The organism is Pseudomonas sp. IT-232MI5 (genome assembly GCF_949767845.1).
Taxonomy (GTDB): domain Bacteria; phylum Pseudomonadota; class Gammaproteobacteria; order Pseudomonadales; family Pseudomonadaceae; genus Aquipseudomonas.
Map to the genome: position 1 here is coordinate 39932 of NZ_CATKQE010000006.1, position 16776 is coordinate 56707.

The 16776-nt window shown below is 60.1% G+C and carries 10 protein-coding genes; 5 read left to right on the top strand and 5 right to left on the bottom strand.

Going from position 1 to position 16776, the window contains the following annotated elements; translation table 11 throughout:
- Positions 1-49 precede the first annotated feature (49 nt).
- The 4 genes from ligA to ACM6JQ_RS05985 form a co-directional block, all read right to left on the bottom strand.
- On the bottom strand, positions 50-2407 hold the full coding sequence (ligA, locus tag ACM6JQ_RS05970) for an NAD-dependent DNA ligase LigA (RefSeq protein ID WP_414893389.1): 2358 nt from the start codon (positions 2405-2407) through the stop codon (positions 50-52).
- Between the two features lie 158 nt (positions 2408-2565).
- Positions 2566-3429 carry a cell division protein ZipA gene (gene zipA / locus ACM6JQ_RS05975; protein WP_007916269.1) on the bottom strand — a complete coding sequence of 288 codons (864 nt, stop codon included), beginning with the start codon at positions 3427-3429 and terminating at the stop codon, positions 2566-2568.
- 259 nt (positions 3430-3688) lie between these two features.
- Entirely contained in the window at positions 3689-7177 is a 3489-nt protein-coding gene (smc, locus tag ACM6JQ_RS05980; RefSeq protein ID WP_414893390.1) for a chromosome segregation protein SMC, read from the bottom strand.
- Positions 7178-7179: 2 nt separating this feature from the next.
- Complete coding sequence (locus ACM6JQ_RS05985; RefSeq protein WP_007918384.1) at positions 7180-7839, bottom strand: GntR family transcriptional regulator; 660 nt, start codon at positions 7837-7839, stop codon at positions 7180-7182.
- A gap of 268 nt (positions 7840-8107) precedes the next feature.
- Here ACM6JQ_RS05985 and xdhA point away from each other — a divergent pair, with 268 nt between their 5' ends.
- From xdhA to guaD, 4 genes are all read left to right on the top strand, one after another.
- Complete coding sequence (gene xdhA / locus ACM6JQ_RS05990) at positions 8108-9562, top strand: xanthine dehydrogenase small subunit (protein ID WP_414893391.1); 1455 nt, start codon at positions 8108-8110, stop codon at positions 9560-9562.
- Positions 9555-11954 carry a xanthine dehydrogenase molybdopterin binding subunit gene (xdhB, locus tag ACM6JQ_RS05995; RefSeq protein WP_414893392.1) on the top strand — a complete coding sequence of 800 codons (2400 nt, stop codon included), beginning with the start codon at positions 9555-9557 and terminating at the stop codon, positions 11952-11954. The genes xdhA and xdhB overlap by 8 nt, the downstream gene beginning before the upstream one ends.
- A gap of 145 nt (positions 11955-12099) precedes the next feature.
- Positions 12100-12957 (top strand): xanthine dehydrogenase accessory protein XdhC, encoded by an 858-nt coding sequence (xdhC, locus tag ACM6JQ_RS06000; RefSeq protein ID WP_095111812.1) that lies wholly within the window; start codon positions 12100-12102, stop codon positions 12955-12957.
- Positions 12958-12970: 13 nt separating this feature from the next.
- Positions 12971-14275, top strand: a complete 1305-nt coding sequence (guaD, locus tag ACM6JQ_RS06005) for a guanine deaminase (protein ID WP_414893393.1) — start codon at positions 12971-12973, stop codon at positions 14273-14275.
- A 182-nt stretch (positions 14276-14457) separates the two neighbouring features.
- Here guaD and ACM6JQ_RS06010 read toward each other — a convergent pair whose 3' ends face one another.
- Complete coding sequence (locus tag ACM6JQ_RS06010; protein WP_007918375.1) at positions 14458-15222, bottom strand: GntR family transcriptional regulator; 765 nt, start codon at positions 15220-15222, stop codon at positions 14458-14460.
- 354 nt (positions 15223-15576) lie between these two features.
- Between ACM6JQ_RS06010 and ACM6JQ_RS06015 the strand changes: the two genes are divergently transcribed.
- Positions 15577-16767 carry a benzoate/H(+) symporter BenE family transporter gene (locus ACM6JQ_RS06015; protein WP_095111814.1) on the top strand — a complete coding sequence of 397 codons (1191 nt, stop codon included), beginning with the start codon at positions 15577-15579 and terminating at the stop codon, positions 16765-16767.
- Positions 16768-16776: the final 9 nt, after the last annotated feature.

The window sequence follows — 16776 nt, forward strand, 5'->3', positions numbered from 1 at the left end:
GGACGCGGAGCGTCCGGGGCGGCATTCCCACGCGGGAGCGTGGGAACGATCAAACGTTCAGGCCATGGGTTTTGAGGAAGGCGATAAAGCTTTCTTCGTCCATCACCTTCACGCCCAGCTCATTGGCCTTGGTCAGTTTGGAGCCGGCGCCGGGGCCTGCAACAACACAATGAGTCTTCGCCGACACGGAGCCGGCAACCTTGGCGCCAAGGCTTTCCAGGTGTTCCTTGGCGACATCACGGCTCATCAACTCAACCTTGCCGGTCAGCACCCAGGTCTCGCCGGACAGCGGCAAACCTTCGACGATTTTCTTCTCGCTCTGCCAGTGCATGCCGAAATCGCGCAGTTGCTTTTCGGATGCCTCAGCCAGTTGCCGGTTCTCAGGCAGTGCAAAAAACTCGCGCACCGAATTCGCCTGCTTCTCCGGCAAGGCCTGACGCATGTCCAGCCAGTCAGCATTCATCACCGCTTCCAGCGAGCCGAACTTGTCCGCCAGTTTCTGCGCGCCGCCGGGGCCGACCGAGGGAATGTGCAGCTTGTCGAGGAAGCCACCCAGTGTGGTGCTGGCGGCAAACTCGGCGCCCAGCTCACCCTGATCCTGAATTTGCAAACCATGCCCCAGCAACTCGGTGATGACCTGCTGGTTATGCGCATCTTCAAAGAAGCTGTGAATCTCGTGCGCTACTTCCAGACCGACATCCGGCAGGTAGGTCAGCACTTGCGGCAGCGCCTGCTGCACACGCTCCAGCGAACCCAGCGAGCGCGCCAGCACCTTGGCCGTCTCCTCACCGACATCGGGAATGCCCAGCGCATAGATGAAACGCGCCAGCCCCGGTTTCTTGCTGTCTTCAATGGCCGCGAGCAACTTGTTGCTGGAGACTTCGGCAAAACCTTCCAGATCGACGATGTCATCGAACTTCAGCGCATACAGATCGGCCGGCGAACTGACCAGACCTTCATCGACCAACTGCTCAACGCTCTTGTCGCCCAGGCCTTCGATGTCCATCGCTCGGCGCGAGACGAAGTGAATAATCGCTTGCTTCAGTTGCGCGCCACAGGCCAGTCGACCCACGCAGCGATACACAGCGCCTTCACTGACGGTTTCCTTGCCCTTGCTGCGTTTGATCAGTTGCGTGCGCTCGACGTGCGAGCCGCACACCGGGCAGCTCTCTGGAATCTGTACCGCGCGCGCGTTTTCCGGACGGCGATCCATGACCACTTGCACTACTTGCGGAATCACATCACCGGCGCGGCGAATGATCACGGTGTCACCGATCATCAGGCCCAGACGCGCGACTTCATCCATGTTGTGCAGCGTGGCGTTGGCCACGGTGACGCCGGCAACCTTGACCGGTTTCAATCGTGCCACCGGCGTAACAGCGCCAGTACGGCCAACCTGAAACTCGACGTCGAGCAGTTCCGTGAGTTCTTCCATCGCCGGGAATTTATGCGCAATCGCCCAGCGCGGCTCGCGGGCGCGGAAGCCCAGTTCGCGCTGGTCGGCAATGCTGTTGACCTTGAACACCACGCCGTCGATTTCGTAAGCCAGCGAGTTACGGCGCTCGCCGATGTCGCGGTAGTAGTCCAGGCATTCGCCGATGCCCTTGGCCAGTTTCAGCTCGTGGCTGATCGGCATGCCCCACTTCTGCAACTGCTTGAGGTTGCCGATGTGCGTGTCGGAGATGTCGTGGGAAACCTGGCCGATGCCGTAGCAGCAGAATTCCAGCGGACGGTTGGCGGTGATCTTCGAATCGAGCTGACGCAAGCTGCCGGCGGCGGCGTTGCGCGGGTTGGCGAAGGTCTTACCGCCGACTTCCAGTTGCGAGGCGTTAAGACGCTCGAAACCAGCCTTGGACATGAACACTTCACCGCGCACTTCCAGGGTCGCCGGCCAGCCTTCGCCGTGCAATTTCAGCGGGATGTTGCGCACGGTGCGCACGTTGACGCTGATGTCTTCACCGGTGGTGCCGTCGCCGCGCGTGGCGCCGCGTACCAGCACACCATCCTGATAAAGCAGACTGACCGCCAGGCCATCGAGTTTCGGTTCGCAGCTGTACTCCACCGCCGCACTGCCGCCGAACAGATCGCCGGCCGGCAGATCCAGACCTTCGGTGACGCGGCGATCAAATTCGCGCATGTCGGTTTCTTCGAAGGCGTTACCGAGGCTGAGCATCGGCACTTCGTGACGCACCTGAGTGAACGCGGTCAGCGCCACGCTGCCGACGCGCTGAGTTGGCGAGTCGCTGGTGATCAGCTCCGGGTTGGCCGCTTCCAGCGCCTTGAGCTCGTGGAACAACCGGTCGTACTCGGCATCCGGAATACTCGGCTCGTCGAGGACGTGGTAACGGTAGTTGTGCTGATCGAGTTCAGCGCGCAGCTCGAGAATGCGGTTTTTGGCGGCGGTCATGGGTGTTCTCTCATAAAGCAAAAGAGCAGCCGAGGCTGCTCTAATTCATCTATCTCTGGCAGCAGAAGCAAAAGATCGCAGCCTTCGGCAGCTCCTACAGAAATCATTCCTGCAGGAGCTGTCGAGTGAAACGAGGCTGCGATCTTTTGATCTTGGCCTTAGCGCTTCTGGGTCAGGGCGCGGCGTTCGAACTCGACGATGCGCTGACGGTAGTGCTCGATGGTCTGCGCGGTCAGGACGCTGCGCTGATCATCTTTCAGTTCGCCGTTCAGTTCCTGCGACAGCTTGCGAGCTGCGGCCACCATCACGTCGAAGGCTTGCTTCGGATGACGCGGGCCTGGCAGGCCGAGGAAGAAGCTCACCGCCGGGGTGCTGAAATGGTCGATGTCGTCCAGATCGAAGATGCCCGGCTTGACCGCATTGGCCATGGAGAACAGCACTTCACCGTTGCCGGCCATGCTTTCGTGACGGTGGAAAATATCCATCTCGCCGAAACGCAAACCGCTTTCGAGGATGTTCTGCAACAATGCCGGGCCTTTGAAACCGGCAGCGTCACGGCAGATCACGCTGATCACCAGCACTTCTTCAGCTTGCGGCTGGTCTTTGTCGACCACCGCCGGCGAAGGCTTGGTGTCTTCGGCGAAATCGTCGTCACGGCTGCTGAAGCTCGGGCCGCCGTCCAGATCCAGGTCGAGGTTCAGGTCACCCTGCGCCGGACCGTTGCTGCCACGCTTGCCACGTTTCGAACCGGATTCGCGAGGCTCGCGTGCTTCGCGGGCCGGCATGCTCACCGACGGCAGATCGTGTTCGTCCAGCTGTGGTTCTTTATGGTTGTCCAGAACACGGGCCGGGCCCAACAGCTCAGCGCTGGTGTCCTCGTCCGGCAGGTTGGACAGACTTCGGTCAAGACGGAATTTCAGTTTTCCCTTGCCGCCGCGCATACGGCGCCAGCCATCGAAAAGAATACCGGCTATCACAATGATGCCGATGACGATCAGCCACTCGCGCAGACCGATTTCCATGTAATCCCGTGCCTCTATAAAAAATGCTGAAAAATAAGGGGTTTACATTGTGCAAACCGCTTTAAAACGTGGCGCCAACTCTATGTTCTGACAGGCGTTTTGCCCACGTATACGAAAAATTGACATTAAACTAGCACGACCAAAGACAACTTTACACCGTCTGTCTCATTGGCTTGCGCGAATATGTCGATTGGCCAGCAAGTCGAACCCGGTAAAAAAGTCCTACAACACCAAATTACCTTTCCGACACCACGCTGACTCAGGCGTCCACCATCGCCATCGCCTCCTCGACATCCACGGCTACCAGTCGCGAACAACCCGGTTCATGCATCGTCACGCCCATCAACTGCTCGGCCATTTCCATGGCGATCTTGTTGTGGGTGATATAGATGAACTGCACGGTCTGCGACATCTCCTTAACCAAGCGTGCGTAGCGTCCAACGTTAGCGTCATCCAGCGGTGCGTCAACTTCATCGAGCATGCAGAACGGCGCCGGGTTCAACTTGAAGATGGCAAAAACCAGTGCCAGTGCGGTCAGGGCTTTTTCCCCGCCGGAGAGCAAATGGATGGTGCTGTTCTTCTTCCCTGGCGGCTGCGCCATGATCGTTACCCCTGTATCGAGTAGATCTTCGCCCGTCAGTTCCAAATACGCGCGCCCGCCACCGAAAACTTTTGGGAAAAGCGCCTGTAAACCACCATTGATCTGATCAAAGGTATCTTTGAAGCGGTTACGAGTTTCCTTGTCGATCTTGCGGATTACGTTCTCAAGTGTCTCCAGCGCTTCAACCAGATCGGCATCCTGCGCATCCAGATAACGTTTACGCTCGGACTGTTGCGTGTATTCGTCGATGGCCGCGAGGTTGATCGCACCCAGGCGCTGAATCCGCGCATTGATGCGTTCGAGTTCTTCTTCGGCTTCGCGTTCACTGGCTTGCGCGGTTAATGTCGCGAGCACGCCGTTGAGATCGTAGCCGTCTTCGAGCAATTGATCCTGCAAGGCTTTGCGGCGCACGGTCAGGGCTTGCCATTCCATACGCTGCTGTTCGAGTTGGCCGCGAATCAGCTGCGATTGCTGCTCGGCCTGAGTCCGGCGTTTTTCCGCGTCGCGCAATTCGCGATCGGCATCTTCCAAAGCGATCTGCGCGGTCTTGAGTTCTTCATCGACGGTCATGCGCTTGTCGAGCAGTTCTTCGAGTTTCAGACGCAGCTCTTCCAGCGGTGCCTCGCCCTCCTCCAGGTTCAGACTCAACTGTTCGCGTTTTTCCGTCAGACGCTCGGCCTGCATTTCCAGACGCTCCAGCGCCTGGCGCGTGGAGTCGTGCTGCGCGCGCAATGAGCCAAGACGCACGGCCAATTGATGGGCGTGATCCTTGTGCTGCCGCGCTTCCTGACGCACGCGGTCGAGGCGTTCGCGCAGGCTGTCGCGCTGAGCCAACAGCAATTCGCGTTGCTCGGTGTCCAGCGCCATGGCATCCAGCGCTTCCTGCAATTGCATGCGCGCTTCGCCGATTTGTTCGTGCTCGAGTTCGCGCTGTTCGCCGAGCTCGACCAGCTCTTCATCAAGACGGGTACGACGCAGCGTCAACTGTTCGGCCTTGGCTTTGCCGGCAGATAACTGCGCTTTCAGTTCACCTTGCTGACGCGCTTCGTCTTGCAGCAAACGACGTAAATGTTCGCGGCCGTTTTCCTGCTGACGCTGTTGTGCGCGCAGGGTTTGCAGACGGGTTTCCATGGCCTCGACCGTGGCTTCTTTCTCTTCGCGTTCGAGGTGCAGCGCTTCGATTTCCTGGCCACGGGCGAGCATGCCGCTTTCCGCTTCGCTGGCCCGGCGCACGCGCAAGAAATGCCGGCCGACCCAGTAACCGTCGCGGCTGATCAAACTCTCGCCAGCGCTCAACTGCCCGCGCAAGGCCAAAGCCTGTTCAAGGCTGTCGACCGGTTTGACCTGACCGAGCCACGGCGACAGATCGATCTGCGCGTCGACCTTGTCGAGCAAGCTGCCAGCGACGCGCACGCCATCGCTGGCCGGGCTGAGCAGGCGCAGATCGCCTTGGGTGAAACCGGATAAATCGAAACCGCTGAAATCGTCGACCAGCACCGCTTGCAGGTCAGCGCCGAGCACGGTTTCCACCGCCAATTCCCAACCGGCCTCAACCTTCAGGCCTTCGGCCAGGCGCGGGCGCTCGGCGAGGTTGTGTTCCTTCAGCCATTCGGCGGTGCCGGTGCCCGGGTCGAGCGCAGCTTGCTGCAAGGCTTCGAGGGACGCGAGGCGACCGTTAAGACGCTGCAAATCGCCCTGCGCCTGTTGTTGCGCGGTCAACGCCTGCTGCAATTCCTGACGCAGTTGTTCAAGCTTTTCGACCTGCGCTTCTTCGCTGGTCTGCAGGTCTTCGAGGGTCGCTTCCGACTCGGCGAGCTGCTCGTTGAGTTCCATGATCGCCGCGTCTTCCGGGTCAGCCGAAAGCAACGCGCGCTCTTCGCCGAGACGTTTTTGCCGGTCGGCGAGACGCTCCATGCTGGTTTCCAACTGCTGGATGCGCGACTGCTGCACTTCGGCCTGACGACGCGGTTCGGCAGCGGTCAGGTTGAAAGCGTCCCACTGCTCCTGCCAGCCGTGCATGACGGATTCGGAATCTTCCAGCGCGGCAGCAGCCTCTTCGGCGGCAGCGCTGGTGACTTCCTGTTCGGGAGTGAGCATGTCCAGCTCTTCGCCGAGGGTCAGCAGCAACGTACGGTCGTGGCCCAGGTGCGATTCGGTTTCCAGGCGTGCGCGTTCGGCTTCTTTCAAGTCGTCCTGCAACTGCCGCAGACGTTGCTGGCCGTGCTGAATACTCTGTTCGACCCGGGCGATGTCGCCGCCGACCGAATAGAAGCGCCCCTGCACCAGATTGAAGCGCTCGGACAGGTCATGGTGACCGTCACGCAGGCGTTCGATGGCCGCATCCGCATTACGCTGCTCAGCAACCAAGGCTTCGAAACTGATTTCCTGGGTACCGATGATTGACTCGCGCTGGCCGACCTGATCGTTGAGATCCTGCCAGCGCAAGGCCGACAGTTGCGCCTTGAGCTGACGCTCCTCGGCTTTGAATTCCTGATACTTCTTCGCCGCTTCGGCCTGGCGGTGCAGGCGCTCGAGTTGACGCTCGAGTTCTTCGCGCAGGTCAGTCAGACGCGCGAGGTTTTCGTGGGTGCGGCGGATACGGTTTTCGGTCTCGCGGCGACGCTCCTTGTACTTGGAGATGCCGGCCGCTTCTTCGATGAAGTTACGCAGGTCTTCGGGTTTGGACTCGATCAGCTTGGAGATCATCCCCTGCTCGATGATCGAATAGCTGCGCGGGCCGAGACCGGTGCCGAGGAAAATATCGGTGATGTCGCGACGACGGCATTTGGTGCCGTTGAGGTAATAGGTGGTCTGGCTGTCGCGAGTGACTTTGCGGCGGATGGAAATCTCCGCGTAGGCCGCGTACTCGCCGAGCAAGGTGCCATCGGAGTTGTCGAAGACCAGTTCGATACTGGCCTGACTCACCGGTTTGCGGCTGGTCGAGCCATTGAAGATGACGTCGGTCATCGACTCGCCACGGAGGTTCTTCGCCGAACTTTCGCCCATCACCCAGCGTACGGCGTCGATGATGTTCGACTTGCCGCAACCGTTCGGCCCGACAACCGCCGCCATGTTACTGGGGAAGTTCACCGTGGTCGGGTCGACGAAGGATTTGAATCCCGCCAGTTTGATGCACTTGAGCCGCACGCTTAGGCAACCGTCAGGGCGGAAACCACCAGATCGCAGCTGCGCTGGGCATAAGCCGTCAGCACGATGCGGATCTGCGGTAAATCACGGGCAAGCACGGCGGCCAGCAGGCGTTCGAACAGTTCGAGGAACTCGCTCATTGAAGCCTTGCGCTGTTCGAGGGCGAGGAAGTAGGCGCGGCTCATCGCCGGTTGCAGGTTCTCGACGGTCTCTTGCAGGTACGGGTTGTTGGCGAACGGATAGGCGGCGCGCATCACGGCGAAGCTTTCATCGACGAAGCTGCGGATGTCCTGACGCTCGTAGCTGGCGGTCAGGCGCTGCTGGATCTGCACGAACGGCGCCATGTCCGACTGCACTTGCCAGCCATTGGCCACCGAATTGCCGAGCAGGATGTACAACTCGCTCATCAGCGTGCATAGGCTCTGCACCTTGTGCGGCGTCAGTTCGGTGACGTGCGCGCCACGACGCGGCAGGATCGCGATCAGGTGGCGGCGTTCGAGGATCAGCAAGGCTTCGCGGACCGAACCGCGGCTGACGTTCAGCGCCAGCGTGACCTTCTGTTCCTGGATGCGCTCTCCCGGCTTCATTTCGCCACGAATGATGCGTTCGGCGAGGTGGTGAGCGATTTGCTCGGCGAGGCTGTCCGGCGCCTTGAACGTCATGGTTGTCCTTCAAACTCTATCGATCTGCACAAGCGGCGCAGTGTAGCGCAAATGCACGGTCATGGCGGAGTGCCCACTCAGCGGTTTTTGGCACGATTCCCGCAAAAAAGCAGGGGATCCAATGAGGGTCAATACTGAATAGACACGTAGTTGATCGACGAAACGCATTTTCCTGACCTTTAAGTCAGAAAACCATTGACCGAAAAGTCAGACCTGCTAAATTCGGTTCACGTCGGTTAACAACAATAATGAGTCTGCGAGGCCTTCCGTGATCCAGTTTTTACTTAACCAGGAACTCCGTAGCGAGCACGCCCTGGACCCGAATCTGACTGTGCTCAATTACCTGCGTGACCACGTGGGCAAGTCCGGCACCAAAGAAGGTTGCGCCAGCGGTGACTGCGGCGCCTGCACCGTGGTGGTCGGCGAGTTACAGACGGATGACGCTGGCCGCGAACACATTCGCTATCGCAGCCTCAACTCGTGCCTGACCTTTGTGTCGTCGTTGCACGGCAAACAACTGATCAGCGTGGAAGACCTCAAACACCAAGGCGAACTGCACAGCGTGCAGAAAGCCATGGTCGAGTGCCATGGCTCGCAGTGCGGTTTCTGCACCCCCGGCTTCGTCATGTCGCTGTTCGCCCTGCAAAAGAACAGCGATGCACCGGATCAGGCCAAGGCCCACGAAGCGCTGGCCGGCAACCTCTGCCGCTGCACTGGCTACCGGCCGATTCTGGCCGCTGCCGAACAATCCTGCTGCGGCAAGCAAGCGGATCAGTTCGATGCCCGCGAAGCGGAGACCATCGCCCGCCTGAAAGCCATCGCGCCGACCGATATCGGCGAACTCAACAGCGGCGACAAGCGCTGCCTGGTGCCGCTGACCGTCGCTGATCTGGCCGACCTTTATGACGCGTACCCACAAGCGCGCCTGCTCGCCGGCGGCACCGATCTGGCACTGGAAGTCACTCAGTTCCACCGCACTTTGCCGGTGATGATCTATGTCGGCAACGTCGCCGAAATGAAGCGCATCGACACCTTCGACGACCGCATCGAAATCGGCGCTGCCACCGCCCTCTCCGACTGCTACGAAGCGTTGAACGCCGAGTACCCGGACTTCGGCGAACTGCTGCACCGCTTCGCCTCCCTGCAAATCCGCAACCAGGGCACCCTCGGCGGCAACATCGGCAACGCCTCGCCGATCGGTGATTCGCCACCGCTGCTGATCGCCCTCGGCGCGCAGGTGGTGCTGTGCAAAGGCGAAACCCGCCGCACCCTGAACCTCGACGATTACTTCATCGATTACAAAGTCACCGCCCGTCAGGAAAGTGAATTCATCGAGAAGATCATCGTGCCGCGCGCCAGCGCCGAGCAACTGTTCCGCGCCTACAAAGTCTCCAAGCGTCTGGACGATGACATCTCCGCCGTCTGCGCCGCGTTCAACCTGCGCGTCGAAAACGGCGTAATCACCGATGCGCGCATGGCGTTCGGTGGTATGGCCGCGATCCCGAAACGCGCCGCCCACTGTGAAGCCGCACTGATCGGTGCGCCGTTCAACAACGCCGTGGTCGAGCGCGCCTGCGCTGCGCTGGCGGAAGATTTCACCCCGCTCTCGGACTTCCGCGCCAGCAAGGAATATCGCCTGCTCAGCGCGCAGAACCTACTGCGCAAATACTTCATCGAACTGCAAACACCGCACATCGAGACTCGGGTGACCGCTTATGTCTAACCATCACGGCGTAGAGAAAACTCAAGCTGAACTGGCTGAATTGTTCGCCAAGGACCTGACCACAGGTGTCGGCCGCAGCGTCAAGCACGACAGCGCCGCCAAGCACGTGTCTGGTGAGGCGCAGTACATCGATGACCGCCTGGAATTTCCCAACCAGTTGCACCTGTACGCACGCCTGTCGGACCGCGCCCACGCGAAAATCATCAGCATCGACACCTCGCCGTGCTACGCCTTCGAAGGCGTGCGCATCGCCATCACCCACGAAGACGTGCCGGGCCTGAAAGACATCGGCCCATTGTTGCCGGGCGACCCGCTGCTGGCCATCGATGACGTGCAATTCGTCGGTCAGCCAGTGCTCGCCGTCGCCGCGAAAGATCTGGAAACCGCGCGCAAAGCCGCGATGGCGGCGATCATCGAATACGAAGATCTCGAGCCGGTGCTGGACGTCGTCGAAGCCCTGCGCAAACGCCATTTCGTGCTCGACAGCCACACCCACCAGCGCGGCGATTCGGTCTCGGCACTGGCGACCGCTGAACATCGCATTCAAGGCACGCTGCACATTGGCGGCCAGGAACACTTCTATCTGGAGACGCAAATCTCTTCAGTGATGCCGACCGAAGACGGCGGCATGATCGTCTACTGCTCGACGCAGAACCCGACCGAAGTGCAGAAACTGGTCGCCGAAGTGCTCGACGTGTCGATGAACAAAATCGTCGTCGACATGCGCCGCATGGGCGGTGGCTTCGGCGGCAAGGAAACTCAAGCCGCCAGCCCGGCGTGCCTGTGCGCGGTGGTTGCGCACCTCACCGGTCAGCCGACCAAGATGCGCCTGCCACGCGTCGAAGACATGCTGATGACCGGCAAGCGTCACCCGTTCTACGTCGAATACGACGTCGGCTTCGACAGCACCGGGCGCCTGCACGGGATCAACATGGATCTGGCCGGCAACTGCGGCTGCTCGCCGGACTTGTCCGCGTCGATCGTTGACCGGGCGATGTTCCACTCGGACAACTCGTACTACCTCGGCGATGCGACCATCAATGGTCACCGCTGCAAGACCAACACCGCGTCGAACACCGCTTACCGTGGTTTCGGTGGTCCGCAAGGCATGGTCGCGATCGAGGAAGTGATGGACGCGATTGCCCGTCACCTGCAGCTCGACCCACTTGCCGTGCGCAAGGCCAACTACTACGGCAAGACCGAACGCAACGTCACCCACTACTACCAGACCGTCGAGCACAACATGCTCGAAGAGATGACCGCCGAACTGGAAGAAAGCAGCCAGTACCACGAGCGCCGCGAAGCCATTCGTCGCTACAACGCCAACAGCCCGATCCTGAAAAAAGGCCTGGCGCTGACCCCGGTGAAATTCGGTATTTCCTTCACCGCCAGCTTCTTGAACCAGGCCGGCGCGCTGATCCACATCTACACCGATGGCAGCATCCACCTGAACCATGGCGGCACCGAAATGGGTCAGGGCCTGAACACCAAAGTCGCGCAGGTCGTGGCCGAAGTGTTCCAGGTCGAAATCGATCGTGTGCAGATCACCGCGACCAACACCGACAAGGTGCCGAACACCTCGCCGACGGCAGCGTCGAGCGGTGCCGACTTGAACGGTAAAGCGGCACAGAACGCGGCGGAAATCATCAAGAAACGCCTGATCGAATTCGCTGCCCGTCACTACAAAGTCACTGAAGAAGACGTTGAATTCCACAACGGCCATGTGCGTGTTCGCGACCATATCCTGACCTTTGAAGCGCTGATCCAGCAGGCGTATTTCAATCAGGTGTCGCTGTCGAGCACTGGCTTCTACAAGACTCCGAAAATCTACTACGACCGCAGCCAGGCGCGTGGGCGTCCGTTCTACTACTTCGCCTTCGGCGCGGCGTGCTGCGAAGTGATCGTCGACACCCTGACCGGCGAGTACAAGATGCTGCGCACCGACATTCTTCACGACGTCGGCGCCTCGCTGAACCCGTCCATCGACATCGGTCAGGTCGAGGGTGGCTTCATCCAGGGCATGGGCTGGCTGACCATGGAAGAGCTGGTCTGGAACAACAAAGGCAAGCTGATGACCAACGGCCCGGCCAGCTACAAGATCCCGGCGGTGGCGGACATGCCTCTGGATCTGCGGGTGAAACTGGTGGAAAACCGCAAGAACCCGGAAGACACCGTGTTCCATTCCAAGGCTGTCGGTGAACCGCCGTTCATGCTCGGGATTGCTTCGTGGTGTGCGATCAAGGATGCGGTGGCGAGCCTCGGTGATTACAAGCATCAGCCGCAGATCGATGCGCCGGCGACGCCGGAGCGGGTGTTGTGGGGGTGTGAGCAGATGCGTCAGCTCAAAGCGGTGAAAGCCGTTGAAGCTGAAACCGAACTGGCTCCGCTCTAAAGACCGAGGCGCGGCCAATCGCTGGCAAGCCAGCTCCCACAGGTTTTTGTGGCGTTTAACCGATAGGCGTTACACCGCAAATCCTGTGGGAGCTGGCTTGCCAGCGATGAGGCCCGAACAGACAACGATGTTGTAGGGGTGAACTATGTACAACTGGATCGACGCCCTCGCCGACCTGCAGAACCAGGGCGAACCCTGTGTGCTGGTGACGATCATCGAAGAACTCGGCTCGACGCCACGTAACGCCGGTTCGAAAATGGTCATCAGCGCGAACCAGAGCTTCGACACCATTGGTGGCGGGCACCTGGAATACAAAGCCATGCAGATCGCCCGCGACATGCTCGCCAGCGGCAAGCAGGACACTCATCTGGAGCGCTTCAGCCTTGGCGCCAGCCTGGGCCAGTGCTGCGGCGGCGCCACCGTGTTGCTGTTCGAACCGATGGGCCAGGTGCAGGCGCAAATCGCCGTGTTCGGTGCCGGTCACGTTGGCCGCGCTTTGGTGCCGCTGCTCGCCAGCCTGCCCTGCCGGGTGCGCTGGATCGATTCGCGCGAGGCCGAATTCCCCGAACAGATCCCCCACGGCGTGCGTAAAATCGTTTCCGAAGAGCCTGTGGATGAAATCGATGAGCTGCCCGCCGGCAGTTATTGCATCGTCATGACCCACAACCATCAGCTCGACCTTGAACTCACTGCCGCGATCCTCAAGCGCAACGACTTCGCCTACTTCGGCCTGATCGGTTCGAAGACCAAACGCGCGAAGTTCGAACACCGTTTGCGTGATCGCGGTTTCGACAGCGGCGTCGTGCAACGCATGCGCTGCCCGATGGGCATCGGCGAAGTCAAAGGCAAACTGCCTGTGGAAATCGCCATCTCCATCGCCGGCGAAATCATCGCCACCTACAACGCCAACTTCGGCCAGCAGACTGCCAGCGCCGAACCGATTGCCAAACTGCTGCCGGTTTCGCGGCGCAGTCAGGCGACCAAACTCAAAGCCTCAAACTGATTAGAGAACCCTCATGCCTCTGACTCGCAAAGCCTACCGCGCCGCCATCCTGCACAGCATCGCCGACCCCGCCGAAGTCGGGATCGAAGCCTCCTACGAATATTTCGAGGATGGCCTGCTGGTGGTCGATGGCGGCAAGATCAGCGCCCTTGGCCACGCCAGTGATTTGCTGCCGACCCTGCCGGCGGACATCGAAATCGAGCACTACAAAGACGCGCTGATTACCCCGGGCTTCATCGACACCCACATTCACCTGCCGCAAACCGGCATGGTCGGTGCCTACGGCGAGCAATTGCTCGACTGGCTGAACACCTACACCTTCCCGTGCGAAAGCCAGTTCGGCGACAAGGCCCACGCCGATGAGGTCGCGGACATTTTCATCAAGGAACTGCTGCGCAACGGCACCACCACCGCGCTGGTCTTCGGCAGCGTGCACCCGCAGTCGGTAAACTCGTTCTTCGAAGCCGCCGAAAAGCTCGACCTGCGCATGATCGCCGGCAAGGTGATGATGGACCGCAACGCGCCGGACTACCTGACCGACACCGCCGAATCGAGCTACGTCGAAAGCAAGTCGCTGATCGAGCGCTGGCACGGCAAGGGTCGCCTGCACTATGCAGTTACTCCACGCTTCGCGCCGACCAGTACTCCGGAACAACTGACCCTCGCCGGGCAACTGCTGAGCGAATACCCGGATCTGTACATGCAGACCCACATCAGCGAAAACCTCAAGGAAATCGAGTGGGTCAAGGAGCTGTTCCCGGAGCGTAAAGGCTATCTCGACGTTTACGATCACTACCAATTGCTCGGCGAGCGCTCGGTATTCGCCCACGGCGTGCACCTGTGCGACGACGAATGCGCGCGCCTGGCGGAAACCGGCTCGGCGATCTCGTTCTGCCCGACCTCGAACTTGTTCCTCGGCAGCGGTCTGTTCAACTTGCCGATGGCCGAGAAGCACAAACTCAATGTCGGTCTGGGCACTGACGTCGGTGGCGGCACCAGTTTCTCGCTGCTGCAAACACTGAACGAAGCGTACAAAGTGATGCAACTGCAAGGTGCGCGACTGAGCCCGTTCAAGTCGCTGTATCTGGCGACGCTGGGCGGCGCGCGGGCGCTGCGTCTGGAAGACAAGATCGGCAACCTGCAACCGGGTTCGGATGCTGACTTCCTGGTGCTGGATTACAACGCTACGCCGCTGCTGAGCTATCGCTTGAAGCAGGCCAACAATATTGCCGAGACGTTGTTTGTGTTGATGACACTGGGCGATGACCGCACGGTGCAGCAGACGTATGCGGCAGGTGCTTTGGTGCATCAGCGCTAAGCTTTTCCAAGGCATAAAAAATCCCCCGGTGGTGTGTACCCCGGGGGATTTTTTGTTGCCTGTCAGATTGCTATCGCTGGCAAGCCAGCTCCCACAGGTTTCTCGATGTATCGCAGATTTGGTGAACCCCACAACTCCCTGTGGGAGCTGGCTTGCCAGCGATTGGGGCGACTCGGTGTCATTTAGAGCTTGGCCGCAGGGCGCCCCGGCTTCTTGGTCTGCAACAAATGCGAGAACACCGCATGCAGATCATCCGACGCGCCTTCCTCGTCGAGATTGAGCTTGCTGTCGATGTGATCCATGTGATGCATCATCAGATTCACCGCCAGCTCACCGTCGCGCTTCTCGATCGCGTCGATCAACTGGGTGTGTTCGTCATACGAGCAGTGCGAGCGGTTGCCGCTTTCGTACTGGGCAATGATCAGCGACGTCTGCGAAACAAGGCTGCGCTGGAAGCTGATCAACGGGGCGTTCATCGCCGCTTCTGCCAGTTTCAGGTGGAATTCGCCCGACAGACGAATACCGGCGCCGCGATCACCGCGCGAGAAGCTGTCGCGCTCGTCGTTGACCATCTGGCGCAACTCGGCAATCTGCTCGGCGGTGGCGTGTTGCACGGCCAACTCTGTGATCGCACGCTCGACCAGACGGCGAGCGAGAAACACCTGACGCGCCTCTTCAACACTCGGGCTGGCGACGACGGCGCCACGGTTCGGCCGCAACAGCACCACGCCTTCATGGGCCAGACGCGAGAGCGCGCGGCGAATGATGGTGCGGCTGACCCCGAAGATTTCCCCCAGCGCTTCTTCGCTCAATTTTGTGCCGGGCGCCAGACGCTGTTCGAGGATGGCCTCGAAGATATGCGCGTAGACAATATCGTCCTGGGTTCCGCTGCGGCCGGCTTTGCCTGCTCGCGGTTGTTTCTTGAGGGGTTGCAACTGTTCGTTCATGGGCACTCGAGTCGGGAGAACTGCGGCGAATAGACCGTGACTGTAATACGGCACAGTAGGTCGCTGGCAAGTATCGCGTAAAAAACAGCGCGATTGTACACAATGGATGGTGGCAACACGACTGTATGGCTGTTTGTGACCTCCGCTGTATTGCAACGATCCGTTACGTTTGAGTTTAGGCTTGATCGCAGAATCCGCTGCCAGAACACCACCTACCCTGTAGGAGCTGCCGAAGGCTGCGATCTTTTGACTTTGATTTTGAGAAGCAAGATCAACAGATCGCAGCCTTCGGCAGCTCCTACAAGGGTTTGCGTTATGGCGGACATCTTCATTGGTATAAGGAACACCGTTGTCATGAACGACGCCACGCACACTCAACTGCGCCCGCTGGCCGATACCTCGCCTTCAGCCATCGTCGCCGGGTTCATCGCGATGATGACCGGCTACACCAGCTCGCTGGTGCTGATGTTCCAGGCCGGGCAAGCGGCGGGTCTGACCAGTGGGCAGATTTCTTCGTGGATCTGGGCGATCTCGATCGGCATGGCGGTGTGTTCGATCGGCCTCTCGCTGCGCTATCGCACGCCGATCACCATCGCCTGGTCGACACCGGGCGCAGCGTTGCTGATCACCAGCCTCGGCGGCGTCAGTTATGGCGAGGCCATTGGCGCCTACATCACCTGCGCCGTGCTGGTGACGATCTGCGGCCTGACCGGCAGCTTCGAACGCCTGGTAAAAAAGATCCCGGCCTCCTTGGCGGCAGCACTACTGGCGGGGATTCTGTTCAAGATCGGCAGCGAAATCTTCGTTGCCGCGCAGCATCGCACCGGGCTGGTGCTGGGGATGTTCTTCACTTATTTGCTGGTCAAGCGTCTGTCGCCGCGTTATGCCGTGCTCGCCGCGCTGCTGATCGGCACCGCGCTGTCTGGCTTCATGGGGCTGCTGGATTTCAGCGGTTTTCATCTGGAAGTGGCGACGCCGGTGTGGACCACGCCGCACTTCTCGTTGGCAGCGACCATCAGCATTGGCATTCCGCTGTTCGTGGTCGCGATGACCTCGCAGAACATGCCCGGCATCGCCGTCCTGCGCGCCGACGGTTACAACGTCCCGGCCTCGCCGCTGATCACCACCACCGGCATCGCTTCACTATTACTGGCGCCGTTCGGCTCCCACGGCATCAACCTCGCGGCCATCAGCGCGGCGATTTGCACCGGGCCGCATGCCCATGAGGATCGCAACAAGCGCTACACCGCTGCGGTCTGGTGCGGGATTTTCTACGGGATTGCCGGGGTGTTCGGCGCCACGTTGGCAGCGTTGTTTGCCGCGCTGCCGAAGGAATTGGTGCTGTCGATTGCCGCGCTGGCGCTGTTTGGTTCGATCATCAATGGTTTGAGCATTGCCATGGCCGAGGTGAAGGAACGGGAGGCGGCGTTGATTACCTTTATGGTCACGGCGTCGGGGCTGACGTTGTTTTCCATTGGTTCGGCGTTTTGGGGGATCGTCGCGGGGGTTTTGACGCTGGTGATTTTGAATTGGCGTAAAGCCTGAGGTCAAAAG